Here is a 25,360-nt window from a genome sequence, read left to right on the forward strand (position 1 = left end):
CATGGGACGCTGAGTCCATGACCGGCCAGCAGAACGATGCCGAACGCATTCTGATCGTCGACGACGAGCCCGCCGTACGGGAGGCGCTGCGCCGCAGCCTCGCCTTCGAGGGGTACGCGACGCGCGACGCCGTCGACGGGCTCGACGCCCTCGCCGCGATGGAGTCGTACGCACCCGACCTCGTCGTCCTGGACGTGCAGATGCCGCGGATGGACGGTCTGACGGCGGCCCGCCGGATCAGGGCCTCGGGCTCGACCGTGCCGATCCTCATGCTGACCGCCCGGGACACGGTCGGTGACCGGGTCACCGGGCTCGACGCGGGCGCGGACGACTACCTCGTGAAGCCCTTCGAGCTGGACGAGCTGTTCGCCCGGATCCGCGCGCTGCTGCGGCGCAGCTCGTACGCGGCCGCGGCGGCACCCGCCGGCGGCGGCGACGTGCTGTCCTTCGAGGACCTGCGGATGGACCTGGCCACCCGGGAGGTGACGCGGGGCGGGCGGCCGGTGGAGCTGACCCGTACCGAGTTCACGCTCCTGGAGCTGTTCCTCGCCCACCCGCGGCAGGTGCTGACCCGCGAGCAGATCCTGAAGTCGGTGTGGGGCTTCGACTTCGAGCCGAGCTCGAACTCGCTGGACGTGTACGTGATGTACCTGCGGCGCAAGACGGAGGCGGGCGGCGAGCCGCGCCTGGTGCACACCGTCCGCGGCGTCGGCTACGTGCTGCGCGGCGGGGGCACCGAGTGACCGGTCCCCTCTCCTGGTTCCGCTCCCGCCCGCTGCGCTCCCGCCTCGCGCTGCTGACCGCGCTCGCGGTGGCGGTCGCGGTGGCGGCGGTGTCGCTGGCCTGCTGGTTCGTGACGCGGGCGCAGCTGGAGAGCGAGCTGGACGCGGGCCTGCGGGCCAGCAAGGTCGACAACGGCTATCTGAACCTGGTCCTCAGCGGCTGCCGCTCGGGCCGGCAGGCGCCGCCGCTGCCGCCGTACACCGTGCAGCTGACCCTGCTCGACGGCACGGTCTGCACGTCGGGCAAGGCGCCGATCCCCGCGCAGACCTCGGACGTGGCGGTGGCGCGCGGGCTGCTCGCCGACACGCTGCACACGACGAAGGACGGCGACGGCCGCGAGATGCGGGTCTACACGTACGCCGATCCGAACCGGCCCGGCACGGCGGTCTCGCTGGCCAGGCCGCTGTCCGAGGTGGACAACTCGATGTCGACGCTGGCCTGGGTGCTGCTGCTGGTCTCCGGCATCGGCGTGGTGGGCGCCGGGGCGGCCGGGCTGTGGGTGGCGCGGACGGGTCTGGCGCCGGTGGACCGGCTGACCGGGGCGGTGGAGCACGTGGCGGCGACCGAGGACCTGACGGTGCGGATCCCGGTGGAGGGCGAGGACGAGATCGCCCGGCTCTCGCAGTCGTTCAACGCGATGACGGCGGCGCTCGCGACCTCGCGGGACCGGCAGGCACAGCTGATCGCGGACGCGGGCCACGAGCTGCGCACCCCGCTGACCTCGCTGCGCACGAACATCGAGCTCCTCGCACGCAGCGAGGAGACGGGCCGGGCGCTGCCGCCGGAGGACCGGCGGGCCCTGATGGCCTCGGTGAAGGCGCAGATGACGGAGCTCGCGGCGCTGATCGGGGACCTCCAGGAGCTGTCCCGGCCGGAGGCGGCGGCCCCCGGACCGCTGGAGGTGGTGCCGCTGCACACGATCCTGCGGTCGGCCCTGGACCGGGCGCGGCTGCGGGGCCCGGAGCTGACCTTCGAGACGGAACTCGCGCCCTGGTACGTGCGGGCCGAGCCGGCGGCCCTGGAGCGGGCGCTGGTGAACGTGCTGGACAACGCCGTGAAGTTCTCGCCGCCGCGCGGGACGGTGCGGGTGCGGCTGATGCGGGGCGAGCTGACCGTACGGGATCACGGGCCGGGCATCGCGGCGGACGAGCTGCCGCACGTCTTCGAGCGGTTCTGGCGCTCTCCGTCGGCGCGCAGCCTGCCGGGGTCGGGCCTCGGGCTGTCGATCGTGGCGCGGACGGTCGGGCGGGCGGGCGGCACGGTCGCGCTCGCGCCGGCGGCCGACGGCGGGGGCGGCACGGTGGCGACGGTGCGGCTGCCGGGAGCGCCGACACCGCCGCCGGACGTGGCCGGTGGGCCTCGGGGGTCAGTTGTGGCGGATGAGGGACTCGACGAGTCCTGAGCGGGTGTTGGGGTAGTCCATGGGGACGATGCCGAGGCCCTTCCAGCCGGCGCCCTCGCCGTCGATCAGGGAGTGCGTCTGGGGGTTGAGGCGGTCGGCGTTCCAGCGGGGCGGGAGCCCGGCGGCGGTGGAGACGAAGTTGACGTAGAAGGGTCCGGGGCGGCCGGCGGCCTCGCGGAACTGGTCGCGGATCCTGGTCCACTTGGCGAAGGGCTCGGCCTGGTAGTCGTCCTGCACGTCGAAGTACGTGCCGTCGGCCCACCGCAGCCCGGGCAGGCCGCCGTTGTCGGCGAGGAGCACGACCTTGCCGCGGGCCTCGCCGAGGGTGGGCACGCCGGGGGCGATGTGGAAGAGGGGGCGCCAGCCGCGCCGGTCGAGGTAGTCGTCGAAGACCGCGCGGAAGGTGGCGTCGGACTCCGTGGAGTACTCCTGTTTGACCCGCATGAGGACGGTCTCGGTGGGGTGGGCGGCGAGGAAGTCCCAGCAGGCGACGAGGACGTCGCCGAACATCATGTTCTGGTAGAAGGCACCGTGGTGGATCGCGAAGGAGCCTCCGGTGACCCGGCACCGGATGTCCAGGAAGCGGATGCCGCTGTCCAGTTGCTGGGCGATGGTGGTGTTCTGGCACTCGGTCCACAGGCCGCCGAAGCGGGCGCCGGAGTCGTGCGTGCCGGGGATCGTGAGCCTCTGGAGCGGGGTGGGGTCACCGTGGGCAGCCAGCCAGTCCCGGGTGCCGAGCGCGGTGCCGGCCGCGCGGGCGGAGGGGGTGCCGGCGAGGAGGGCGGCACCGGCTGCGGCGGCGCCCGCGAGAAAGCGTCGTCGGTCCATGGGCGGCACTATGACAGCGGTTGACGTGCTCCTGCCATAGTCGTGCGGGCTACGGACACACGGCGCGCGCCCGGCACGTCGTACGGGTCCTGGCCTCACGGCGTCGCGAGCCCGGCGCGTCGTACGGGCTGCGGCCCCCAGGCCTCACGGCGTCCCGGGGGACGTCGTACGGGCCGCGGCCCCTCGGCCTCACGGCGTCGCCGGGAGCCGGACCGTGACGAGGAGGCCGCCGTCGGGGCGGGCGGCGAGGTCGAGGGTGCCGGCGTGCGCGCGGACGATGCTGTGCACGAGGGCGAGGCCGAGGCCGGCGCCGGCGTGCTCGTCGGTGCGCACGCGTTCCGTCCCGCGCTGGAAGGGTTCGGTCAGGGTCGGCACCAGGTCGGGCGGGACGACCGGGCCCGTGTTCCCGACCCGCAGCACGCTCGCGCCGTCCCCCGTCCCGGTGTGGACGGTCACGGTGCCGCCGACGGGGAGGTTGTGGACGACGGCGTTCTGGACCAGGTTCGTCACCATCCGCAACAGCAGCTCCGCGGAACCGCGGACCGGGGCCGCCGCGCCGGTGACGTCGAGCGTGGTCCCGCGCCGCTCGGCGAGGGGCAGCAGGGTCTCGGCGGCCTCCTCGGCGAGGAGGGACAGGTCGACGCGCTCGCGGACGAAGGTGCCCCGGTCGCTGCGGCTGAGCAGCAGCAGCGCCTCGGTGAGCCCGATCGCGCGGGTGTGGACGGTTTGGAGGCGTTCCAGCACCTCGTCCCGGTCCCGGGTGGGATCCCTGCGGGCGACGTCGAGCAGCGTCTGCGCGATGGCCAGTGGGGTGCGCAGCTCGTGGGAGGCGTTCGCGGCGAACCTCCGCTGCTCGGCGACGTGCGACTCCAGCCGTTCGAGCATGCCGTCGAAGGCGTCGGCGAGCTCCCGGAACTCGTCCTGGCGGCCCTCCATCCGGATCCGGTGGGACAGCGAGCCGCCGCCGGCGGTCCGCGCCGCGGCCGTGATCCGGGTGAGCGGTGCGAGCATCCGGCCGGCCAGCAGCCAGCCCCCGACGAGGCCGACCACCAGCAGCAGCACCATCGCGACGGCCGCGGCACGGCCGAAGACGCGCGACAGGAGGAACCGGTTGGGCGAGATCCCGAGCAGGCCCTGCGAGCTGTCGGGGACGTACCGCAGCAGGAACAGCCACACCACGGCCAGCAGCACCGCGCCCGTCACCAGGACCACTCCGGCGTAGCTGAGGGTGAGCTTCAGGCGGACGCTGGGGCCCGGAGGTCTACGCACCGGGGCCACCGGTGTCGATGCGGTAGCCGACACCGGGCACGGTGGCGATGACCCATGGCTCGCCGAGCCGCTTGCGCAGGGCGGAGACGGTGATGCGGACGGCGTTGGTGAAGGGGTCGGCGTTCTCGTCCCAGGCCCGCGCGAGGAGTTCCTCGGCGCTGACGACCCCGCCCTCGGCGGCGACCAGGACCTCGAGGACGGCGAACTGCTTGCGGGTGAGCGCGACGTGCCGCCCGTCGCGGAAGACCTCCCGGCGGAACGGGTCGACGCGCAGGCCCGCGAGCTCCCGCACCGGGGGCCGCGCGTACGCGCGCCTGCGGTCGAGCGCCCGCAGCCGCAGGACCAGCTCCCGCAGCTCGAACGGCTTGGTGAGGTAGTCGTCGGCACCCAGCTCGAACCCGGACGCCTTGTCGTCGATCCGGTCGGCGGCCGTCAGCATGAGGATCGGCATGCCGCTGCCGGAGGCGACGATCCGCCGGGCCACCTCGTCGCCCGAGGGGCCCGGGATGTCACGGTCGAGGACCACGAGGTCGTAGGAGTGGACGGCGAGCATGTCCAGGGCGGTGGCGCCGTCACCGGCGATGTCCGCGGCGATCGCCTCCAGCCGCAGACCGTCCCGGACGGCTTCGGCCAGGTACGGCTCGTCCTCCACGATCAGTACGCGCATGGCCGCAGCCTAGGCAGCACGACGCATCGCCGGCACGAGGGGAGCCCCCGGCGCCCCGGTCCGCCACCAGCGGCGCGAGGCGAGACCGGCCAGCAGGGCGCCGGTGGCGTTGACCAGGACGTCGTCCACGGACGACACCCGGTCCAGGCGCAGCACGTACTGCGCGCTCTCGACCAGGACCGAGCAGCCCGCCCCCAGCGCCAGCACCCGCGGCACGGACGCCACCGCCGCGCACCGCATCGGGGCGAAGAACCCCAGCGCCGCGAAGACCAGCAGGTTCCCCACGATTCCCGGCGCCCCCATAGTGGCCAGGTCCCGCAGCGGCACCAGACTCACCCGCGCCGGGACGACTCCGGCCCCGTCGCCCGGCATCATGGTCAGCCACAGGAACGGCACCGTCCCGTGCACCATGCCCACCTCCGCCAGCGACGTCCGCCACGCCGACGTCCCGTCGGCGCCCCGGCCACGCCGCAGCCGCGCCAGCGCCCACACCGCCAGGAGGGCCGGCGGCACCGCCACCAGGGTCATCAGCACCACCCCGTTGAACGTGTCGAAGCACCCGTGCCACCGCCCGGCCAGGCACGTCGGAGCGGACATCGTCAACGGCCGCCGCAGCACGAACAGTCCGCCCGCGACGCCGAGGACCGCGAGAGCGGGCACGACGAACCGCAGCGCGCGACGGGCCGGGCCGGGCGGGGAGGGGTGGTGGTCCTGGTCCATGGCTCCATGACAGCGGGCGGGCCGTTGCGGGGGCGTATGCGGTTTTCGATACGCGGGCGATACGCCGAGGTGCCGACGGCGCGGACGGGATCACCACCGAGGGCGACGAAGGGCGGGGCCGACGAAGGGTGGGGCCCCCGTCGTCCTTTGACGGGGGCCCCACCCTTCTCGCTCGGCGCGCGCCGCTACTTCGTGTAGTAGCCGAACGCGTCCACGATGATGTCGACGGAACCGAAGCGGTTGAAGAAGTCGACCGTGCCCTCGTGGGACACCCCGACCACGACCTGGTTCGCCACGGTCGCCCGCGGCACCAGGTTCAGGTTCGAGATCGTCGGCGTCGTCTCCAGCCACGGGTGGACCGCGATCCACGTCCCGGACGTCGCGTTGGTGCCCGTGACGTTGAACATCATGGTGGACACGCCGGTCTCCGGGATGTCGGCGTAGCCGACGACGCCCAGGGTGCCGACGCGTCCCCCCAGAAGCGGTCCGCCCGAGCCCTCCCACCGGCTGTCGAAGAGCCGGGTCGGGGTCAGCGGCTTGAAGCGGTCGCCCTGGCCGGCCACGTTGGTGAAGTAGCCCGCCACGTCACCGATCAGGTCGATCGTGCCGCCGTGGTTGTAGAGCGTGACCTTGCCGTCCCTGACCGGCACGGTCACCAGGTTGGCGACGGTCTGCCCCTTGACCACGTTCAGGTTCGAGGAGGTCGGCCGGGGCGTCCCGTACGGGTACACCGAGACGTAGCTCGCCGAGGTCGGGTTGGTCGCGGTCACGTTCATGACCACCGCGGTCACACCGGTCGACGGCACCCCGCCACGGCCGGCGATCTGCACGCTCACCGTCCTGGCGGCACCCACCTTGGCCTTCGGCACACCGGTGCCGGCCACGGTGCTCAGGACGCGGGACGGCGTCACGGCCTTGAAGCGGTTGCCGTCGCCGGCGAGCGTGTAGTAGCCCGCCACGTCGGCGAGCAGGTCGACCGAACCGGCGTGGTTGTAGAGCGTGACCTTGCCGTCCTTGCCGACGGGCACGGTGACGTGGTTGGGGACGTTCCGCCCGGCCGCCACGTTCAGGTTCGACGACTCCGGCCGGGGCTGCCCGTAGGGGTACACCGACACGTACGTCCCGGAGGTCGCGTTGGTCGCCGTCACGTTGAGGACCACCGCGGACACGCCGGTCGGGGCCACTCCGCCGCGGCCCGTGACCTGGAAGGTCACCGTGCCCCGGGGACCGACCTTGGCCTTCGCCGCACCGATGCCGCTGACCGTGCTGAGGACACGGGCCGGAGGCACCGGCTTGAACGTGGAGATGCCGCCGTGCGTCACGAAGACCGCACCCGTGGTGCGCAGGGCGTCCCCGGCGCCGTCGGCCGGCGGGGCGCTGAGCTCCCAGGTGTAGCGGCCGTCGGCGACCGGCGTGCCGTTCGCGTCGTTGCCGTCCCAGGCGACCTTGACCGCGCCGCGGGTCTGGTGGCCGCCGTACGTGCGGACGACGGTGCCCGCCGGGTTCTTGACGGTCAGCGTCCAGGACGCGGCCGGCTTGGACAGCCACCACTTGCCGGTCCACGCGTCGCCGCCCTCGACGTCGAGTACGTCGGAGGAGAGGTCGGAGTCGAGGACGGACACGGGCGAGGCGGGGACGCCGCTCGGGACGACGTGGAGGCCGCCGAAGTTGTCGGCGAAGACGGTGTGGCCGCCGAAGCGGTCCACGTTCCAGCCCGTCTCCCGCATGCCGTCCGCGGGACGGCCGATCTCGCGGGTCTGCCCGGTGCCACGCAGCGGCGTGACGTACAGCAGCTCGTCCTTCTCGTGCGTGACGTAGCCGTCGCCGAGGAGCGCCTGGGAGTGCCCGGGCAGGGCGGTGTTCGCCTTCGTCGCGGTGTTGTGGACACCGGACTTCGCGTCGCACTTCCAGTACAGGTCGGCGCCGACGGACTGCACGTCCTTGATGACGCAGTCGGCGGCGGTGACCGTGCGGGTCGTGGCACCGGTGCGGACGTCGATCGCGGCGAGGGCACCGGCGGTTCCGGTCGTGGTCCACAGGGTGGAGCCGCTCAGCGCGGTCGGGCCGGTGCCGAGGTTGCGGGTGAGGACGGCCTGCTTGGCGTCCAGGTCGAAGACCCGGCGCTCACCGGTCGTCAGGCGGTACGAGGCGTAGCGGCCGGATGCCTCCAGGTCGCCCGCCACGGAGCCCGCCGCGAGGGTGGTCCCCGGCACCGACGCGCCGTCGGCGAGGACGGAGAGGCCCGTACCGGTCTGGCGGACCACCCGGCCGTCGCCGGTGGGCACCTCCCAGGACGTGCCGAAGCGGGTGTCCGTGCCGTGGTCGACCCGGTCCCCCGCGACGAGCGGCCCGCCGGCCTTCATCTCGACGGAGCGCAGCCGGTACTCGCCCGAGGGCATGTGGTCGACCGTGCGCAGGACGCCCTGCGCGGCGGAGATCCGGATCGGCTGGGCGCTCTCGCCCATGACGGTGGCGACCTTCGTCGCCGCGAACTCGCCGTCCGCGCCCGGCGCGATGCGGTAGACCGGGCGGTCGGCGTTGTCGGTGCGCTGGGCCACGAGCAGGTCGGACGCGGCCGCCAGGGGAGCCTCGACGAGCCCGTCGAGCACCACCTTCTGGTCACCGCCGGCGAAGGCGCGGGAGTGCAGCGTCCGCGTGCCGTCCGCCGCGGCGGCGGTCACGCTCAGGATCCGGTCGCCGTGGAGGGCGACGGGCGTGTCGGTGCCGGCCCAGTCGGTCTCGCGGACCGGGGCGGTCCAGTCGCCCTTCAGGTCCCACACCCGCAGCTTGCCGCCGGAGGTGACGTGCAGCAGCACGTCGCCGTGGCGCACCGCGGTCCTGCGGTCGGCCAGGTCGGCCACCGGCTTCAGCGCGGCGCCCGCGAGGTCGACCCAGCCGTGGGACCGGGTGCCGTTCACCTCGTAGGAGGCGAGGAAACCGTACGAGGTCCGCCCACCGAGCTCGATCTTCGTGGCACCGGCCGGCAGACCGGTGACCGTCCGCTCGACAGCGGAGCCGTTGTCGAGGGCCACGAGGTGCAGCTGCGTCCGGTTGCCGTTGACGGCGATGACGGTGCGTCCGGCGATGCCGACGACGCTGCGGTCCGCGTTGAGCGGGACGGTCTCCTCGGAGCCGCCGCCGCCGTTCTGCAGGACGACCTTGTTCTGGGGCCCGTACCAGCGGGCGACGGTGTCCGTGTCGGTCGCGAACAGGACCGCTCCGGCGTCGTCCACCGGGACGGACGTGCCGTCGGCGTACGAGTACCAGGCGTAGTCGCCGCTGCGTCCGCCCTGCAGGAATCCCGTCGTGCCGGGCCGCACGGCCCACGCGTACGGATCGGCCTTGGCGTCGGCCGGGATCACCAGCTCCGCCGGTACGTCGTCCTCGGCCGCGTACGCGATTCCCACGCCCACCGGCGTCAGCGAGATCAGGGCCGCGGTCGCCGCGGCCAGTGAGAGGGCGCTTCGGCGCCTCGTCCCCCACCCATTTTTCACGTGTAGAACCCCTCCCCAGGTGTCCCAAGTCGAACGACTGTAACAGTCGTTCGAACCCGTTCAGAACGAGAAAAGGGGCGGTGCCCGCCGAAGCGGACACCGCCCCCCACGTCCCGGGAGTTACTTCACGACCGTGATCCGGTCGGCCGCCGGCACCGGCAGCGGCGCCGACGCCGAGGAGTGGGCCGCCAGGTAGGCGTTGAAGACGTCCAGGTCCGAGGGTCCGACCAGCTTGTTGGTGCCGGTCGCCAGGGCCGGGAAGCCGTCGCCGCCACCCGACAGGAACTCGTTCATCGCGACCCGGTAGGTCTTCGACGGGTCGATCGGCTGGCCGTTCAGCTTGATCGTGCCCTCGACGACGCGGTCGGCGCCCGTCTTGGTCATGTCGAGCGTGTAGGTGAGGCCCTTGGAGACCTGGAGGATCTTCGGCGAGCCCAGGTTGGAGCCGCTGACCTGCTGCTTCAGCGCCGAGATGAGGTTCGCGCCGGTCAGGTCGACCACGTGCATCATGTTGGTGAACGGCTGGACGGTGAACGCCTCGCCGTAGGTCACCACGCCGTCGCCCTCGGAGCCGGACGCCTTGTGGACGAGGTCCGCGCGGATGCCGCCCGGGTTCATCAGGGCGAGCTGCGCGCCGCCCTTGTCGGCGGGGGCGAGGCCCTCCAGCTGGGCGTCGGCGATCAGGTCGCCGAGCGGCTTCTCGTACGCCGTCGAGCCGCGGCCGTTGATGTCGGCGGCGATCCAGCCCTGCGGACGGTTCGCGACCGGGTCGGCGAGCTGCTTCCAGTCGGCGATCAGCTTGCTCATGTCCTCGGCCTTGGCCACGTCACGGGTGACGACGTGGTTGGCCGAGCCCACCGCGGTGCGGACGATGTCCTTGGTGCGGCGGTCGTAGGTCAGCGTGGTGTCGGTGTAGAGCTTGCCGAACGCGGACGCCGAGGTCACCAGGCGCGGCTTGCCGGACGGGTCCGGGACGGTGCACACGTACGCCTGGTGGGTGTGGCCGGTGATCATGGCGTCGACCTGCGGCGAGACGTTCTTCGCGATGTCGACGATCGGACCGGAGATGCCGTCGCCGGGGCCGGGGCTGTCGCAGTCGTAGTTGTACGCGGGGGACGCCGGGGCGCCGCCCTCGTGGACCAGGGCGACGATGGACTTGACGCCCTTGCGCTCCAGGATCTTCGTGTACTTGTTGATCGTCTCGACCTCGTCGCCGAACTTCAGGCCCTTGACGCCCTCGGCGGTGACGATGTTCGGGGTGCCCTCCAGGGTCACGCCGATGAAGCCGATCCGGACGCCGTCCTTCTCCCAGATGAAGGTCGGGTCGAGCAGCGGCTTGTTGGTCTTCTCGTCGGTCACGTTCGCCGCGAGGTACGGGAAGTCCGCGCCGCCGAAGGGCTCGAAGCCCTTGTCCGCGCCGAAGCAGCCTTCCTTCGGGTGGCAGCCGCCGTTCTGCATGCGGGCCAGCTCGACCGCGCCCTCGTCGAACTCGTGGTTGCCCACCGAGGTGACGTCGAGGTCCAGCTCGTTGAGCGCGTGGACGGTCGGCTCGTCGTGGAAGAGACCCGAGAGCAGCGGCGAGCCGCCGATCAGGTCGCCGGCCGCGGCGGTGATGGAGTAACGATTCCCCTCACGGGCCTGGCGCAGGTGCGTGGCCAGGTACTCGACGCCGCCCGCGTCGATCTTCGTGGTGGTGCCGTCCTCGTGGACGTGCGTGACCTGGCCGGAGGAACCGGCCGGCGGCTCCAGGTTGCCGTGGAGGTCGTTGAAGGAGAGCAGCTGGACGTCGACCATGCGGCCCCAGCCCTTGCCGTTGGTGCCGTACGCGGCGGTGTCGGCGCTGTCCTGCGACGCGCCGGCCGGCATCGCGGCGACGAGCGCGCCCAGCGTCGCAAGTCCCGCTCCCGCGGCGAGGATGCGGCCCCTCGCCTTGCTGTTCTTCCGTGTCGCTGCCATCTCTCCCCTTGATCCTGCCCCTGCGGCGGCATCCGGCGTACTCCCCCGTCTGCCGGTGCAGCCTAAGGTCAACGCGCGTAGCGCAACAGGGGGTGGCTGATTACGAGCTGGTTGCCTTTGTCCGACTCCCGCCCTTCCCGTGCCCGTACCCCGTTCCTCCTCGTGTCCGGCCCCCGCCCTCCCCTTCTTCCCTCCACGCCCTCAGGTGTCCACCGGTCAGTCACGCCGGTGAGATCTCCCACGGGCCGGCACACCCCCGCCGTAGGCTCGTGGGCATGACTTCCGACGCGGCACCGGCCCTTGAACCCGGACGGCAGATCAACAGTTACGAAGAGCTGAGCCCCGAGCAGGTCAGGGACGTCCTGGACCTGCTGGAGGCCGCCGACCGCGCCGACGGCGTGCACGCCGTGTCCGAGCAGGGACGGCTCTCCCTGCGCCACGGCCGGCGCGAGGGCGTGCGCCACTACCTGCTCACCGTCGGCCCGCACCTCTACGGCTACGCCCAGCTGGAGGACACCGACCCGGTCGAGGCACCCGCCGCCGAGCTGGTCGTGCACCCCGCGCACCGCGGCCGGGGGCACGGCAGGGCGCTCGGCGCCGCCCTCCTCGACGCGTCCGGCAAGCGGCTGCGGGTCTGGGCGCACGGCGGCAAGTCCGCGGCCCGGCACCTCGCCCAGGTGCTCGGCCTGACCCTGTTCCGCGAACTGCGCCAGCTCCGCCGCTCCCTGGTGCCGCTCGACGTGCCCGAGCCGGAGCTGCCGGAGGGCGTGACCGTCCGCACCTTCGTGCCCGGCCAGGACGACGCGGCCTGGCTCGCGGTCAACGCGGCCGCGTTCGCCCACCACCCGGAGCAGGGTTCGCTGACCCAGCGGGACCTGGACGACCGGACGGCGGAGCCGTGGTTCGACCCGAAGGGCTTCTTCCTCGCGGAGAAGGACGGGCGGCTGATCGGCTTCCACTGGACGAAGGTCCACGCCGAGGAGCAGCTGGGCGAGGTGTACGTGGTCGGCGTGCTGCCCGAGGCGCAGGGCAGCGGCCTCGGCAAGGCCCTGACCGCGATCGGCCTGCGCCACCTGGCGGCCCAGACGCTGCCGACGGCGATGCTCTACGTGGACGCGGACAACACCGCCGCGGTCACGGTGTACGAGCGGCTGGGCTTCCGGACCCACGAGGTGGACCTGATGTACCGCACGGAGTCCTGAACTCCAGGTCAACGCACCGAGAACAGGGGGCGGTTGACACCGCCCCCTGTTTTGCACCACCCTTTCACTACTTGATTAGTGAAAGGGTGGTGCAAGCACGTGCTCGCCTACCGCATCGACCGGCGCAGCGGGGTCGCCACCTACCTCCAGATCGTCCAGCAGACCCACCAGGCGCTCCGCATGGGCCTGCTGAAACCCGGTGACCGGCTGCCCACGGCCCGCGAGGTCGTCGAGGCCACGGCCATCAACCCGAACACGGTCCTCAAGGCCTACCGCGAGCTCGAACGCGAGGGCCTGGTCGAGGCCCGCCGCGGCCTCGGCACCTTCGTCCGCGCCACCCTCGGCACCGCCCCGGCCGACTCGCCCCTGCGCGGCGAGCTCGCCGACTGGACGCGCCGGGCCCGCGCCGAGGGGCTCGAACGGGACGACGTGGCCGCGCTCTTCACATCCGTACTGACCGAATTCTTCGAGGGGGACGCATGACAGGGGACACCGCGCTGGAGGCCGAGGGCCTCGGCCTGCGGTACGGACGACGGGCCCGCCGCTGGGCCCTGCGGGACTGCTCCTTCGCCCTGCCCGCCGGCCGGATCTGCGCCCTGGTCGGCCCCAACGGCGCCGGCAAGTCCAGCATCCTGACCCTCGCCGCGGGCCTGCTCCGCCCGACGGAGGGCCGCGTCACGGCCCCGGGGCGCGAGCGGATCGCCTACGTGGCGCAGGACAAGCCGCTCCACCCCCGGCTCACCGTCGCCGACACCCTGCGGATGGGGCGTGAGCTCAACCCCGGCCGCTGGGACGAGCCCGCCGCCCGGCGGGTCATCGCCGACGAGCTCGACCCGCGGGGCCTCGTCCGCGACCTCTCCGGCGGCCAGCGCACCCGCGTCGCCCTCGCGCTCGCCCTCGGCAAGCGGCCCGAACTGCTCCTGCTCGACGAGCCGATGGCCGACCTCGACCCGCTCGCCCGCCACCGTCTGATGGGCCTGCTCATGGCCGACGCCGCCGAGCGCGGCACCACCGTCCTGATGTCCTCGCACATCCTCACCGAGCTGGAGGGCGCCTGCGACCACCTGCTGCTGCTCGCCGGCGGCCGGATCCGCCTCGACGGAGCCGTGGACGACCTGCTCGCCGCCCACGCCCTGCTCACCGGGCCCGTCGCCGACCTCGCCCCGCACACCGTGATCGACTCCCGCACGACGGGCCGTCAGCTCACCGCCCTGGTCCGGCGCGAGGGCGCCGTCGAAGGCCCCTGGGACGTCAGCTCCCCCTCCCTGGAGGACCTCCTCCTCGCCCACCTCCGCCACCCCGAAGGAGCCGCCGCGTGAGCACCCTGAGCACCCTGACCCCGAAGGGCTCGTACTGGGTGACGGTCCGCCAGCACCGCCGCACCCTGTGGGCGGCTGCCGCGGCCGTCGCCCTAGCCCTGGCCGTGATCGGCTCCCTGCGGATCTGGGACGCGCGGACCCCCGACTCGCTGCTGCGGCAGGACCAGTGGGTCCCCGCGAACGACAGCGGACACGCGGCGCTCCGCCTGGCCGTGGAGTACGGCGGCGGGGCGCTGATCCTGCTGCCGCTCCTCGTCGCCGCCTTCGTCGCGGGACCGCTCGTCGCCCGCGAGTACGAGACGGGCACGTACCGGCTCTCCCTGACCCAGTCCGTGCGCCCCGTGGTGTGGCTCCGCACCAAGCTGGTCACCGCGACCGTCGCCGCCCTCCTCACCGCCCTCGCCCTGACGGGCGTCTTCCGGATCGGCTGGGTCCGGGTCTCGGGCCCCGGGGGCACCGCCTGGGACCCCGGCCCGTACGTGGCGACCGGCGTCGTCCTCTTCGCCCAGCTGCTCGCCGCCGTCGCCGTGGGCGCCCTCATCGGCCAGCTGATCCGCCGCACCCTCCTCGCCATGGCGACCACCGGCCTCGTCCTCGGCGTGGTCCTGCTCGTCCTCGGCCGGCTGCGCTGGTCCCTCCTGCCGGTCGAGCGGATCACCGGCCCCGCCGCGGCCCCGCTGTGGCCCTCGCCCCGCTCCCTGGTCATGGAGGAGGGCATGCTCACCGCCACCGGTGACCGCTTCGACCAGGGCATCTGCTGGAGCGAGGTCAACCGGACGCCCGGACTGGACGCCGACCCCAACCTGTGGGAAAAGGTGTTCGCCCGGTGCCTCGACCAGAACGGCATCACCACCCGCTTCGTCGACTACCACCCGCCGGCCCGCTTCTGGCCCACACAGCTCGCCGAAACGGGCATCGTCCTGGCCCTCGCCGCCCTCGCCCTCTTCGCCGCCTTCCGCGTCCTGCGCGCCCGGCACCCGTAGCCGGACCGGCGGGAGACCGACGGACGAACCGGGGGCCGGGCCCGCCACAGGCCCCGCCCCCGATTCCCCGAGGACACGTCCCCGTTACCGACCATTCAGACGCGCTTGCGACGCTCACGCAATGAAGCGCTCCGTGTCCGCCCCCGCCAGGGCCCTCTCCCAGGGGAGACTTCCCAAGGGGAGACTGCCCTCCCCCACGGCCCGCTCCGACGCGCCCACCGACCCCTTCGCGCGGAAGAATGGGGCCATGAGCCAGCAGCCCGCCGAGGTCCCGGTCCAGTCGTCCACGCAGCCCGCGCAGCCGTCCGCCCCGACCTCGCCCCAGCCGTCCCTCGGTTCCATAGCCGCCCACCGCCCGCACGTGGTCAACGGCGCGGCCGTGAGCGACCTCGAACCCGATCTGGACTCGGATCTGGACGTGTACGAGGGCGACGCCGCCGCGAGCGAGCTGCCCCAGGGGCGCTTCCTCGACCGGGAGCGCAGCTGGCTCGCGTTCAACGAACGGGTGCTGGAACTCGCCGAGGACCCCTCGACGCCCCTCCTCGAACGAGCGAACTTCCTCGCGATCTTCGCGTCGAACCTGGACGAGTTCTTCATGGTCCGCGTCGCCGGCCTCAAGCGCCGCATCGCCACCGGCGTCGCCACCCGCTCCGCCTCCGGACTCCAGCCCCGCGAGGTGCTCGACCTCATCTGGACCCGCTCGCGCGAGCTCATGGCCCGGCACGCCGCCTGCTTCCAGCAGGACGTCGCCCCCGCCCTCGCCGACGAGGGCATCCACCTGATCCGCTGGCCCGAGCTGACGGAGAAGGAGCAGGCGCGCCTCTTCACCCTGTTCCGGCAGCAGATCTTCCCCGTCCTCACCCCGCTGGCCGTGGACCCGGCCCACCCCTTCCCGTACATCTCCGGGCTCTCCCTCAACCTCGCCGTCGTCGTCCGCAACCCGGTCAGCGGCCACCGGCACTTCGCCCGCGTCAAGGTCCCGCCGCTGCTCTCCCGCTTCCTGGAGGCGTCGCCCGAGCGCTACGTCCCCCTCGAGGACGTCATCGCCGCGCACCTGGAGGAGCTGTTCCCCGGCATGGAGGTGCTCGCCCACCACATGTTCCGGGTGACCCGCAACGAGGACCTGGAGGTCGAGGAGGACGACGCCGAGAACCTGCTCCAGGCCCTGGAGAAGGAGCTCATGCGGCGCCGCTTCGGCCCGCCGGTGCGCCTGGAGGTCGAGGAGTCCATCGACCCGTACGTGCTCGACCTGCTGGTCCGCGAGCTCAAGGTCTCCGACTCCGAGGTCTACCCGCTGCCCGGCCCGCTCGACCTCACCGGCCTCTTCGGCATCGCGTCCCTGGACCGGCCCGAACTGAAGTTCCCCAAGTTCATCGCCGGCACCCACCGCGACCTCGCCGAAGTGGAGTCCGCCTCCGCGCCCGACGTCTTCGCGGCCGTACGGGAACGCGACGTGCTGCTGCACCACCCCTACGACTCGTTCTCCACCTCCGTCCAGCTCTTCCTGGAGCAGGCGGCCGCCGACCCCGACGTCCTCGCCATCAAGCAGACGCTGTACCGCACCTCCGGCGACTCCCCGATCGTGGACGCCCTCATCGACGCCGCCGAGTCCGGCAAGCAGGTCCTCGTCCTCGTCGAGATCAAGGCCCGCTTCGACGAGCAGGCCAACATCAAGTGGGCCCGCAAGCTGGAGGAGGCCGGCTGCCACGTCGTCTACGGCCTGGTCGGCCTGAAGACCCACTGCAAGCTCTCCCTGGTGGTGCGCCAGGAAGGCGAGGTGCTGCGCCGCTACAGCCACGTCGGCACCGGCAACTACCACCCCAAGACCGCCCGGCTCTACGAGGACCTCGGCCTGCTCACCGCCGACCCGCAGGTCGGCGCCGACCTCTCCGACCTCTTCAACCGGCTCTCCGGCTACTCCCGCCGCGAGACCTACCGACGCCTGCTCACCGCGCCCAAGTCGCTCCGCGACGGCCTGGTCTCCCGCATCGACAAGGAGATCGCCCACCACCGCGCCGGCCGGCCCGCGTACGTGAAGATCAAGGTCAACTCGATGGTCGACGAGGCCGTCATCGACGCCTGCTACCGGGCCTCGCAGGCCGGCGTCCCGGTCGACATCTGGGTCCGCGGCATCTGCGCCGTGCGCCCCGGCGTCGAGGGCCTGTCCGAGAACATCCGGGTCCGCTCGGTCCTCGGCCGCTTCCTGGAGCACTCCCGGATCTTCGCCTTCGGCAACGGCGGCGAACCGGAGGTCTGGCTCGGCAGCGCCGACATGATGCACCGCAACCTGGACCGCCGCATAGAGGCCCTGGTCCGGGTCGCCGACCCCGCCCACCGGGCCGCCCTCACCCGGCTCCTGGAGACCGGGATGTCCGACACCACCTCCTCCTGGCACCTCGGCCCGGACGGGAACTGGACGCGGCACGCGACCGACCCCGAGGGCCAGCCGCTCCGGCACGTCCAGGAGATGCTCATCGACGCGCGGAGGCGCCGGCGTGCACAACCCTGACATCACCTCCGAGGTCTCGGCCGGCGAGGTGCTCGCCCCCTACCTCCACGCCCGGGCCGCGGACTTCCTCCGCGGCCTGCGGCTGCACACCGAGAGCGGTGCCGACACGGCCGGCGCGGAGGCGGCAGCGCGCACCCTGCGGGCCGCCGCCCGCCGGATCAGCGGCACCCTCCACACCTTCCGGCCGCTCCTGGACGCCGCCTGGGCCGACCAGCTGCGCACCGAGCTGGCCTGGCTCTCCGGCACCCTCGCCCTGGAACACGCCTGCACCTCCCGGCTCGTCCGGCTGGTGGACGCCCTGTCCCGGCTGTCGAACGGGGACCCCGTACCGGCCCAGCGCGGCCCGGACGGCGGCCGGGGCCTGGCCGTCGGCACCGCCCGCGCCGGCGCCCTCCTCGAACGCCAGCTCACCCTGGCCCGCACCCGCGCCCACTCGGCCGCGCTCCAGGCCCTCGGCTCCTCCCGCTTCCACGCCGTCGCCGACGCCGTCGCCCTGCTCGCCTCCGAGGTGCCGCTCGGCCCGGCCGGCTCCGCGCGGGCCGTCGACGTCCTGGACGCCTCGGCGTCGGCCGTCGAACGCCGGCTCCTGGACGCGGTGGCCGCGCTCCCGCTGACCCGGGCGGCCCACCCGTACAACGCGGAAGCCCTCGCCCTGGCCGCCGCCGAGGCCCAGGACGCCCCCTGGCACCAGACCCGCAGCCTGCTGCGGCTCCACCGCTACGCCGGCGAGGTGCTGCACGGCGGCGCGGAGGCCGACCCGGTCCTCTACGAGGCGGGGCGGGCCCTCGACCGGCACCGGGACGCCGCCGAGGCGGCCGCCGCCGCCGCTGCCGCCGCCCGCACCCCGCGGATCGCCCCGGCCACCGCGTACGCCCTCGGCGTCCTGCACGCCGACCAGCGGCACGAGGTCGAGGCCGCCCGCTTCGCCTTCCAGCGCGCCTGGTCCCGGGCGACGGCCACGGCGGCGGTGCCGTGACCTCCCCCGACCTCGTCCTCGCGGCGGGCGCCGTCCTGTGGCGCCCGGCCGCGACGGGCGAGGGCATCGAGATCGCGCTCGTCCACCGGCCGAAATACGACGATTGGTCGCACCCCAAGGGGAAGCTGAAGCGCGGCGAGACCGCCGAGGAGTGTGCCCGGCGGGAGATCCGGGAGGAGACCGGCCAGTCCTGCGCCCTGGGCGCCCGCCTCCCCACGGTCCGGTACCTGGCCAACGGCCGCCCCAAGGAGGTCACGTACTGGGCCGCGCGGGCCCTCGGCGGCACCTTCACGCCGAACGACGAGATCGACGACCTCGTCTGGCTCCGCCCGGCCCTCGCCCGCCCCCGCCTCACCCAGCCCCGGGACCGCGAGCTCCTGGACGCGCTCCTGGCGACGGCGGCCCGCTAGAGGGCGCCCGGGAAAACGCGCCCCGGCACCGCCCGCGGGCGGCATCCGGGGGACCCGCACCACCGATTCCGGCACGGTTCACTTTCCGTTCACCCTCCCCCGTCGGCGGCTTCACCTGTTCTGCCTAATTTCGGCCGTACAAGGTGCACAGCTCAGCGCCGCACCGGCCACTCCGACACGCGCCGCCGTAGAACGTTCAGGACAGCAAGGTCCATGACAGGCGGCTTCTGGAAGGAACACCCGAAAGTGAAGCTTTCGCGCAACAACGGGCTTCGCGCCTCCGCGATCGGTGCCCTCGTCGTCTCCGGCGCGCTGGTCCTCTCGGCGTGTGGTTCGGACGACAACACCGGGCCCGCCAAGGACGGCGGCACGACGTCCGCCGCCGCGTCCGACATCAAGTGCGACGGCGCCAAGGGCCAGCTGCTCGCGGCCGGCTCCAGCGCCCAGAAGAACGCGATGGACCTCTGGGTCAAGAACTTCCAGGCCGCGTGCTCCGGTGTCGAGATCAACTACCAGGCCATCGGTTCCGGCGGCGGCATCACCAAGTTCAACCAGGGCCAGGTCGCCTTCGCGGGCTCCGACTCCGCCCTGAAGGAGGACGAGGTCGCCGAGTCGCAGAAGATCTGCAAGGGCGGCAAGGGCATCAACCTGCCGATGGTCGGCGGCCCCATCGCCATCGGCTACAAGCTCGACGGCGTGGACAACCTGGTCCTGGACGCCTCCACCCTGGCCAAGATCTTCGACAACAAGATCACCAAGTGGAACGACCCGGCGATCGCCAAGCTGAACCCGGGCGCCAAGCTCCCCGACTCCGCCATCCAGGCCTTCCACCGCTCGGACGAGTCGGGCACCACCCAGAACCTGGGCAAGTACCTGTCGACCGCCGCCCCGGCCGACTGGAAGCACGACCCGAAGTCGAAGTCCTGGCCCGCCCAGGGCGGCCAGGCCGCCAACGGCTCCTCCGGTGTCGCCACCGCCGTCAAGGACGCCGAGGGCTCCATCGGCTACTTCGAGCTCTCCTACGCCACCGCCAACAAGATCTCCACGGTGAGCATCAACACCGGCGCCGCCGCCCCGGTCGCCGCCACCCCGGAGAACGCCTCCAAGGCCATCGCCGCCGCCAAGATCAAGGGCACCGGCAGCGACCTGGCCCTGTCCCTCGACTACGCCACCAAGGCCGAGGGCGCCTACCCGCTGATCCTCGTCACCTACGAGATCGCCTGCGACAAGGGCAACAAGGCGGAGAACCTGCCGACCCTGAAGGCCTTCCTGAACTACACCGTCAGCGAGGCGGGCCAGAAGGTCCTCACGGACGCCGGCTACGCCCCGCTCCCGGCCGAGATCGCCACCAAGGTGCGCGAGATCGTCCCGACCCTGTCCTGACCCCCGGCCGGGCCCGGCCCCTCACCTCCCGTGGAGGGGCCGGCCCCCGGCATCCGGTGCACCGCCGCCAGGAGCCCGTACGCCGCCACGAGGCCGCCGTACCGGCTCCGCAGACCGGAGAAGAAACAGATGTCTACGACAACACCCGACATACAAGGGAGCCGGCCCGCCAAGAGCGCGGCCCGCCCCGGGGACCGCATCTTCAGCGGTCTGTCCCGCGGCTCCGGCATCACCCTCCTCGTGATCATGGCCGCGATCGCGGTCTTCCTCACCTACCGCGCGGCCCTCGCCATCTCGAAGGACAGCACCAACTTCTTCACCACCTTCGAGTGGAACCCCGCCGGCAGCCCGCCGGTCTTCGGCATCGCCGTCCTGGCCTTCGGCACCGTCGTCTCGTCGGTCATCGCCATGGTCATCGCCGTGCCGGTCGCGATCGGCATCGCGCTGTTCATCTCGCACTACGCCCCGCGCAAGCTGGCCAAGCCGCTCGCGTACGTGGTCGACCTGCTCGCCGCCGTGCCCAGCATCATCTACGGCCTGTGGGGCGCGATCTTCCTCGTCCCGTACCTGGACGGCCTGAACAAGTGGCTCGACCAGTACCTCGGCTGGACGTACGTCTTCGACAAGTCCGCCGAGGGCCTCGCCCGCAGCCTCTTCACCGTCGGCATCCTGCTGGCGATCATGATCCTCCCGATCATCACCAACGTGACCCGCGAGGTCTTCCTCCAGGTCCCGAAGATGCACGAGGAGGCGGCCCTCGCCCTCGGCGCCACGCGCTGGGAGGTCATCCGCATGTCGGTGCTGCCCTTCGGCCGCTCCGGCATCATCTCCGCCTCCATGCTCGGCCTCGGCCGCGCCCTCGGTGAGACCATGGCGGTAGCCGTCGTCCTCTCCCCCAGCTTCCTCATCTCGGGCCACCTGCTCGACCCGGGCGGCGGCACCTTCGCCCAGAACATCGCCGCGAAGTTCAACGAGGCCAACGAGTTCGGCCGGGACGCCCTGATCGCCTCCGGTCTCGTCCTCTTCGCCATCACCCTGCTGGTCAACGGCGCCGCGCGCTGGATCATCGCGCGCCGCAAGGAGTACTCGGGGGCGAACGCATGAGCCACGCCGTACAGGACCGTCCCGTCACCGTGACCCCGCGCCGCTCGCTGTCCCACGCGCGCCTCCCGCGCTGGACCCCGGCCGCCGTCGCCGTCTTCTCGGTCGTCGCGGGCTGCGGCCTCGGCCTCGCCGCCGGCTGGCACAGCAAGGTCCAGTGGGGCCTGATCGCCGCGCTGGTCTTCGTCCTCGCCACGTACGCCCTCACCTCCAAGGTCGAGGGTTCCCGCCAGGCCAAGGACCGGGTCGCCACCAGCCTCGTCTGGGTCTGCTTCGTCCTCGCCGTCGTCCCGCTGCTCTCGCTGGCCTGGGTGACCATCAGCAAGGGCATGGAAGTCCTCGACGGCTACTTCCTCACCCACTCCATGAACGGCGTCCTCGACGCCGAGGCCGGCGGCGGCGTCTACCACGCGCTGCTCGGCACGATCGAGCAGGTCGGCATCGCGACCGTGATCGCCGCCCCGATCGGCCTCCTGACCGCGGTCTACCTCGTCGAGTACGGCGGCGGAAAGCTCGCCCAGGCCGTCACCTTCTTCGTCGACGTCATGACGGGCATCCCGTCGATCGTCGCGGGCCTGTTCATCCTCGCCACCTGGAACCTGATGCTGGGCTTCGGCCCCTCCGGTTTCGCCGGCGCGATGGCCCTCGCGATCCTGATGATGCCGGTCGTCGTCCGCTCCACCGAGGAGATGCTGAAGCTCGTCCCCAACGAGCTGCGCGAGGCCTCCCTGGCCCTCGGCGTCCCCAAGTGGCGCACGATCCTGAAGGTGGTCCTGCCCACCGCGATCGGCGGCATCACCACGGGCGTCATGCTCGCGGTCGCCCGCATCACCGGTGAGACGGCCCCCGTACTCCTCCTCGTGTTCGGTACGAAGCTCATCAACCCGAACCCCTTCGAAGGCGCCCAGTCCTCCCTGCCGCTCTACGTGTACGAGCAGTACGCGGTCGGCACCGACGCCGCCGTCGCCCGCGCCTGGGGCGCCGCGCTCGTCCTGATCGCCTTCGTCATGATCCTCAACCTGGTGGCCCGCGGCATCGCCCGCTGGAAGGCCCCGAAGACCGGCCGCTGACCGCGGCAATTGGAAGTGATTCAGATGGCCAAGCGAATCGACGTCAGCGGCCTCTCCGCCTACTACGGCACCCACAAGGCGATCGACGACATCTCCATGACCGTCGAGCCCCGCTCCGTGACCGCCTTCATCGGCCCGTCCGGCTGCGGCAAGTCCACCTTCCTGCGCACCCTGAACCGCATGCACGAGGTCACCCCCGGCGGCCGCGTCGAGGGCAAGGTGATGCTGGACGACGAGAACCTGTACGGCCCCGGGGTCGACCCGGTCGCCGTGCGCCGCACGGTCGGCATGGTCTTCCAGCGGCCGAACCCCTTCCCCACCATGTCGATCTTCGACAACGTGGCGGCCGGCCTGCGCCTGAACGGCTCCTACAAGAAGGCGGAGCTCGCCGAGATCGTCGAGCGCTCCCTCAAGGGCGCCAACCTCTGGAACGAGGTCAAGGACCGTCTGAACAAGCCGGGCTCCGGCCTCTCCGGCGGCCAGCAGCAGCGCCTGTGCATCGCCCGCGCCATCGCGGTCGAGCCGGACGTCCTGCTCATGGACGAGCCCTGCTCCGCCCTCGACCCGATCTCGACGCTCGCGATCGAGGACCTCATCGGCGAGCTGAAGGAGCGCTTCACGATCGTCATCGTGACGCACAACATGCAGCAGGCCGCCCGCGTCTCCGACCGCACGGCGTTCTTCAACCTGGCCGCCGTGGGCCAGCCCGGCAAGCTGATCGAGCTGGACGACACCGAGCGGATCTTCTCCAACCCGAGCGTCCAGGCGACCGAGGACTACATCTCGGGCCGCTTCGGATAACCACGTTGTACGGCGCTGCATGGCGGTGCCGCCGTACGACGAAGAGGGCCCGGCTCCCCCACGGGGGAGCCGGGCCCAACCACGTTCCTGGATATCGGATCCGATATCCAGGATCCGTTATCCGAAGAACAGCCGCACGATGTAGAAGCTGACCGCCGCCACCAGGGCCGCTGCCGGCATGGTGATGAACCAGCCGAGGATGATGTTCTTGGCGACTCCCCACCGCACCGCGTTGACGCGCTTGGTGGCGCCCACGCCCATGATCGCGGAGGTGATGACATGGGTCGTGGAGATCGGCGCGTGGAAGAGGAAGGCCGAGCCGAACATGATCGACGCGCCGGTGGTCTCGGCGGCGAAGCCCTGCGGCGGGTCCAGCTCGATGATCTTGCGGCCGAGGGTCCGCATGATGCGCCAGCCGCCCGCGTACGTACCGAGCGAGAGCATCACGGCACAGGCGATCTTCACCCACACCGGGATCTCGTCCCCGGCCTGCTGCACATCGGCGATGACCAGGGCCATCACCACGATGCCCATCGTCTTCTGGGCGTCCTGGAGGCCGTGGCCGAGGGCCATGCCGGCCGCCGAGACGGTCTGCGCGATGCGGAAGCCGCGCTTGGCCTTGTGCGGGTTGGTCCTGCGGAAGATCCACATGATGGCGCACATCACGAGGTAGCCGGCCACCAGGCCGACCACCGGCGAGACGAACATCGGGATGACGATCTTCTCGAGCACACCCGACCAGATGACCTCGGTCCCGCCGGCCAGCGCCGCGCCCACCATGCCGCCGAAGAGGGCGTGCGAGGAGGAGGACGGCAGACCGAAGTACCAGGTGACCAGGTTCCAGATGATCGCGCCGACCAGCGCGGCGAAGAGGATGCCCATCCCCTTGTCACCGGTCGGGGTCTCGATGAGCCCCTTGCTGACGGTCTTGGCGACTCCCTGGCCGAGGAAGGCACCGACGAGGTTCATGACCGCCGCCATGGCGAGCGCCGCCCGGGGGGTCAGCGCCCGGGTCGACACCGAGGTGGCGATGGCATTGGCGGAGTCGTGGAATCCGTTCGTATACGTGAAGCCGAGCGCGACACCGATGGTGACGATCAGAGCGAAGGTGTCCACGAAGCCTCAGGACTCCTTGACCGCGATGGTCTCCACGGTGTTCGCCACGTGCTCGAAGGCGTCGGCGGCCTCCTCAAGCACGTCCACGATCTGCTTGAGCTTGAGCACCTCGATGGCGTCGTACTTGCCGTTGAAGAGGTGGGCGAGCAGCTTGCGGTGGATCTGGTCGGCCTGGTTCTCGAGGCGGTTGACCTCGATCCAGTACTCGGTGAGGTTGTCCATCGTCCGCAGGTGCGGCATCGCCTCGGCGGTCAGCTCGGCCGCGCGGGCCAGGACCTCGATCTGCTGCTCGACGCCCTTGGGGAGTTCCTCGATGTTGTAGAGGACGACCAGGTCGACCGCCTCCTCCATGAAGTCCATGATGTCGTCGAGGGAGGAGGCGAGGGTGTAGATGTCCTCGCGGTCGAACGGCGTGATGAACGAGGAGTTCAGCTGGTGGAAGATCGCGTGGGTGGCGTCGTCGCCGGCGTGCTCCGCTGCCCGCATCCGCTCGGCGATCTCGGCCCGGGCGGAGGGTTCCGCTCCGAGCAGTTCCATCAGGAGCTTGGAGCCCGTGACGATGTTGTCCGCGGACGCGGCGAACATGTCGTAGAAGCTCGTCTCCCTGGGGGTCAGACGAAATCGCACGTGGGGTCCTCGGGGTGCTGGGTTTCGGTCAGGCTGATGCTAGGCGCATCATCCGGCCACGGCTAACCGGCGTCCCTTCAGTGTCGCCCATCAGGCACAGTGATCTGCACGGGACCCCGCCCCGATCGGCGGGGATCGGTACCATATACCCACGAGGGGTATACACACCCTTTCTGGACAGCGGGAGGACGCGATGACGACCACCGAGGCGGCGGCCGAGGTCACCCCCGACACCACCGAGCCGTCGCCGGACCACGGCCACGAGCACGGCGTGCACGGCTACCACAAGCAGAAGGACGAGCACCTCAAGCGGCTCCGACGGATCGAGGGCCAGATCCGCGGCCTGCAGCGGATGGTCGACGAGGACGTCTACTGCATCGACATCCTCACCCAGGTCTCGGCCTCCACCAAGGCGCTGCAGTCCTTCGCCCTCCAGCTCCTGGAGGAGCACCTGCGCCACTGCGTGGCGGACGCGGCCACCAAGGGCGGCGACGGGATCGACGCGAAGGTCGAGGAGGCCACGAAGGCGATCGCGCGGATGCTGCGGACCTGACGTCAGCGGCCGTCGGCGCCGACCCGCAGCACTTCGTCGATGCGGTCGGCGCTCAGCCGCTCCTCGTCGATCGCCGAGGCCGCGATGATCAGCTCTCCGCACAGTTCGATTTCGGCCAGGGCGACGCACTCGGGATCGCTGAGCGCGGTCGGGGTACCGAGCGGCGGGGCCATGCGCATTCACCTCTTCCT

23 protein-coding genes are annotated in these 25,360 nt (G+C 71.9%); 14 read left to right on the forward strand and 9 right to left on the reverse strand.

What is annotated here, in order from left to right; translation table 11 throughout:
* Positions 1-17 precede the first annotated feature (17 nt).
* Positions 18-743, forward strand: coding sequence for a response regulator transcription factor (locus ABD954_RS15785; protein ID WP_345486674.1), 726 nt, complete (start codon positions 18-20; stop codon positions 741-743).
* Positions 740-2,185: a sensor histidine kinase gene (locus ABD954_RS15790; protein ID WP_345486676.1), complete on the forward strand. Its 1,446-nt coding sequence runs from the start codon at positions 740-742 to the stop codon at positions 2,183-2,185. Before ABD954_RS15785 ends, ABD954_RS15790 begins: the two co-directional genes overlap by 4 nt.
* Here the strand turns inward: ABD954_RS15790 and ABD954_RS15795 are convergent.
* The 6 genes from ABD954_RS15795 to ABD954_RS15820 all read right to left on the reverse strand — a co-directional run bounded on the left by ABD954_RS15795 (position 2,150) and on the right by ABD954_RS15820 (position 11,119).
* Positions 2,150-3,013 (reverse strand): phosphatidylinositol-specific phospholipase C, encoded by an 864-nt coding sequence (locus ABD954_RS15795; RefSeq protein WP_345486678.1) that lies wholly within the window; start codon positions 3,011-3,013, stop codon positions 2,150-2,152. The genes ABD954_RS15790 and ABD954_RS15795 overlap by 36 nt on opposite strands.
* A gap of 189 nt (positions 3,014-3,202) precedes the next feature.
* Positions 3,203-4,282: a sensor histidine kinase gene (locus tag ABD954_RS15800; RefSeq protein WP_345486679.1), complete on the reverse strand. Its 1,080-nt coding sequence runs from the start codon at positions 4,280-4,282 to the stop codon at positions 3,203-3,205.
* A complete protein-coding gene (locus ABD954_RS15805) occupies positions 4,275-4,949 on the reverse strand; it encodes a response regulator transcription factor (RefSeq protein WP_345486680.1) in 675 nt (224 codons plus the stop codon). The genes ABD954_RS15800 and ABD954_RS15805 overlap by 8 nt, the downstream gene beginning before the upstream one ends.
* A gap of 9 nt (positions 4,950-4,958) precedes the next feature.
* Entirely contained in the window at positions 4,959-5,669 is a 711-nt protein-coding gene (locus tag ABD954_RS15810; RefSeq protein ID WP_345486681.1) for a VanZ family protein, read from the reverse strand.
* Between the two features lie 185 nt (positions 5,670-5,854).
* A complete protein-coding gene (locus ABD954_RS15815) occupies positions 5,855-9,082 on the reverse strand; it encodes a FlgD immunoglobulin-like domain containing protein (RefSeq protein ID WP_345486682.1) in 3,228 nt (1,075 codons plus the stop codon).
* A 201-nt stretch (positions 9,083-9,283) separates the two neighbouring features.
* Entirely contained in the window at positions 9,284-11,119 is a 1,836-nt protein-coding gene (locus ABD954_RS15820; protein WP_345486683.1) for a bifunctional metallophosphatase/5'-nucleotidase, read from the reverse strand.
* A gap of 275 nt (positions 11,120-11,394) precedes the next feature.
* Here ABD954_RS15820 and mshD point away from each other — a divergent pair, with 275 nt between their 5' ends.
* From mshD to pstB, 11 genes are all read left to right on the forward strand, one after another.
* Positions 11,395-12,321, forward strand: a complete 927-nt coding sequence (gene mshD, locus ABD954_RS15825; protein WP_345486684.1) for a mycothiol synthase — start codon at positions 11,395-11,397, stop codon at positions 12,319-12,321.
* Between the two features lie 99 nt (positions 12,322-12,420).
* Positions 12,421-12,804, forward strand: a complete 384-nt coding sequence (locus ABD954_RS15830; protein WP_345486685.1) for a GntR family transcriptional regulator — start codon at positions 12,421-12,423, stop codon at positions 12,802-12,804.
* Entirely contained in the window at positions 12,801-13,640 is an 840-nt protein-coding gene (locus tag ABD954_RS15835) for an ABC transporter ATP-binding protein (RefSeq protein WP_345486686.1), read from the forward strand. The genes ABD954_RS15830 and ABD954_RS15835 overlap by 4 nt, the downstream gene beginning before the upstream one ends.
* The gene (locus ABD954_RS15840) at positions 13,637-14,623 is read left to right on the forward strand and encodes an ABC transporter permease (RefSeq protein ID WP_345486687.1); all 987 of its coding nucleotides are present in this window, start codon (positions 13,637-13,639) and stop codon (positions 14,621-14,623) included. The genes ABD954_RS15835 and ABD954_RS15840 overlap by 4 nt, the downstream gene beginning before the upstream one ends.
* Positions 14,624-14,870: 247 nt before the next feature.
* On the forward strand, positions 14,871-17,132 hold the full coding sequence (locus ABD954_RS15845; RefSeq protein ID WP_345486688.1) for an RNA degradosome polyphosphate kinase: 2,262 nt from the start codon (positions 14,871-14,873) through the stop codon (positions 17,130-17,132).
* Positions 17,119-18,108, forward strand: a complete 990-nt coding sequence (locus ABD954_RS15850) for a CHAD domain-containing protein (protein WP_345486689.1) — start codon at positions 17,119-17,121, stop codon at positions 18,106-18,108. The genes ABD954_RS15845 and ABD954_RS15850 overlap by 14 nt, the downstream gene beginning before the upstream one ends.
* Positions 18,105-18,518: an NUDIX hydrolase gene (locus tag ABD954_RS15855; RefSeq protein ID WP_345486690.1), complete on the forward strand. Its 414-nt coding sequence runs from the start codon at positions 18,105-18,107 to the stop codon at positions 18,516-18,518. Before ABD954_RS15850 ends, ABD954_RS15855 begins: the two co-directional genes overlap by 4 nt.
* A gap of 246 nt (positions 18,519-18,764) precedes the next feature.
* Positions 18,765-19,901: a phosphate ABC transporter substrate-binding protein PstS gene (pstS, locus tag ABD954_RS15860; RefSeq protein ID WP_345486691.1), complete on the forward strand. Its 1,137-nt coding sequence runs from the start codon at positions 18,765-18,767 to the stop codon at positions 19,899-19,901.
* A 129-nt stretch (positions 19,902-20,030) separates the two neighbouring features.
* Entirely contained in the window at positions 20,031-21,005 is a 975-nt protein-coding gene (gene pstC, locus ABD954_RS15865) for a phosphate ABC transporter permease subunit PstC (protein ID WP_345486692.1), read from the forward strand.
* Positions 21,002-22,072 (forward strand): phosphate ABC transporter permease PstA, encoded by a 1,071-nt coding sequence (pstA, locus tag ABD954_RS15870; protein WP_345486693.1) that lies wholly within the window; start codon positions 21,002-21,004, stop codon positions 22,070-22,072. Before pstC ends, pstA begins: the two co-directional genes overlap by 4 nt.
* Positions 22,073-22,096: 24 nt before the next feature.
* Complete coding sequence (pstB, locus tag ABD954_RS15875; RefSeq protein WP_345486694.1) at positions 22,097-22,873, forward strand: phosphate ABC transporter ATP-binding protein PstB; 777 nt, start codon at positions 22,097-22,099, stop codon at positions 22,871-22,873.
* Between the two features lie 117 nt (positions 22,874-22,990).
* Here pstB and ABD954_RS15880 read toward each other — a convergent pair whose 3' ends face one another.
* Positions 22,991-23,989 (reverse strand): inorganic phosphate transporter, encoded by a 999-nt coding sequence (locus ABD954_RS15880; protein ID WP_345486695.1) that lies wholly within the window; start codon positions 23,987-23,989, stop codon positions 22,991-22,993.
* Positions 23,990-23,995: 6 nt separating this feature from the next.
* On the reverse strand, positions 23,996-24,616 hold the full coding sequence (locus ABD954_RS15885; RefSeq protein ID WP_345486696.1) for a DUF47 domain-containing protein: 621 nt from the start codon (positions 24,614-24,616) through the stop codon (positions 23,996-23,998).
* Positions 24,617-24,809: 193 nt separating this feature from the next.
* Between ABD954_RS15885 and ABD954_RS15890 the strand changes: the two genes are divergently transcribed.
* A complete protein-coding gene (locus ABD954_RS15890; protein ID WP_345486697.1) occupies positions 24,810-25,169 on the forward strand; it encodes a metal-sensitive transcriptional regulator in 360 nt (119 codons plus the stop codon).
* Positions 25,170-25,171: 2 nt separating this feature from the next.
* Here ABD954_RS15890 and ABD954_RS15895 read toward each other — a convergent pair whose 3' ends face one another.
* On the reverse strand, positions 25,172-25,348 hold the full coding sequence (locus ABD954_RS15895) for a hypothetical protein (RefSeq protein WP_345486698.1): 177 nt from the start codon (positions 25,346-25,348) through the stop codon (positions 25,172-25,174).
* Positions 25,349-25,360: the final 12 nt, after the last annotated feature.

This window comes from Streptomyces roseoviridis, assembly GCF_039535235.1.
Classification (GTDB): domain Bacteria; phylum Actinomycetota; class Actinomycetes; order Streptomycetales; family Streptomycetaceae; genus Streptomyces; species Streptomyces roseoviridis.

Excerpts from the sequence above, each read along its gene's own strand:
- ABD954_RS15785 (WP_345486674.1), top strand. The coding sequence starts at position 18 with ATGACCGGCCAGCAGAACGATGCCGAACGCATTCTGATCGTCGACGAC.
- ABD954_RS15795 (WP_345486678.1), bottom strand. The coding sequence starts at position 3,013 with ATGGACCGACGACGCTTTCTCGCGGGCGCCGCCGCAGCCGGTGCCGCC.
- ABD954_RS15805 (WP_345486680.1), bottom strand. The coding sequence starts at position 4,949 with ATGCGCGTACTGATCGTGGAGGACGAGCCGTACCTGGCCGAAGCCGTC.
- ABD954_RS15810 (WP_345486681.1), bottom strand. The coding sequence starts at position 5,669 with ATGGACCAGGACCACCACCCCTCCCCGCCCGGCCCGGCCCGTCGCGCG.
- ABD954_RS15820 (WP_345486683.1), bottom strand. The coding sequence starts at position 11,119 with ATGGCAGCGACACGGAAGAACAGCAAGGCGAGGGGCCGCATCCTCGCC.
- mshD (WP_345486684.1), top strand. The coding sequence starts at position 11,395 with ATGACTTCCGACGCGGCACCGGCCCTTGAACCCGGACGGCAGATCAAC.
- ABD954_RS15835 (WP_345486686.1), top strand. The coding sequence starts at position 12,801 with ATGACAGGGGACACCGCGCTGGAGGCCGAGGGCCTCGGCCTGCGGTAC.
- ABD954_RS15845 (WP_345486688.1), top strand. The coding sequence starts at position 14,871 with ATGAGCCAGCAGCCCGCCGAGGTCCCGGTCCAGTCGTCCACGCAGCCC.
- pstC (WP_345486692.1), top strand. The coding sequence starts at position 20,031 with ATGTCTACGACAACACCCGACATACAAGGGAGCCGGCCCGCCAAGAGC.
- pstA (WP_345486693.1), top strand. The coding sequence starts at position 21,002 with ATGAGCCACGCCGTACAGGACCGTCCCGTCACCGTGACCCCGCGCCGC.
- pstB (WP_345486694.1), top strand. The coding sequence starts at position 22,097 with ATGGCCAAGCGAATCGACGTCAGCGGCCTCTCCGCCTACTACGGCACC.
- ABD954_RS15890 (WP_345486697.1), top strand. The coding sequence starts at position 24,810 with ATGACGACCACCGAGGCGGCGGCCGAGGTCACCCCCGACACCACCGAG.
- ABD954_RS15895 (WP_345486698.1), bottom strand. The coding sequence starts at position 25,348 with ATGCGCATGGCCCCGCCGCTCGGTACCCCGACCGCGCTCAGCGATCCC.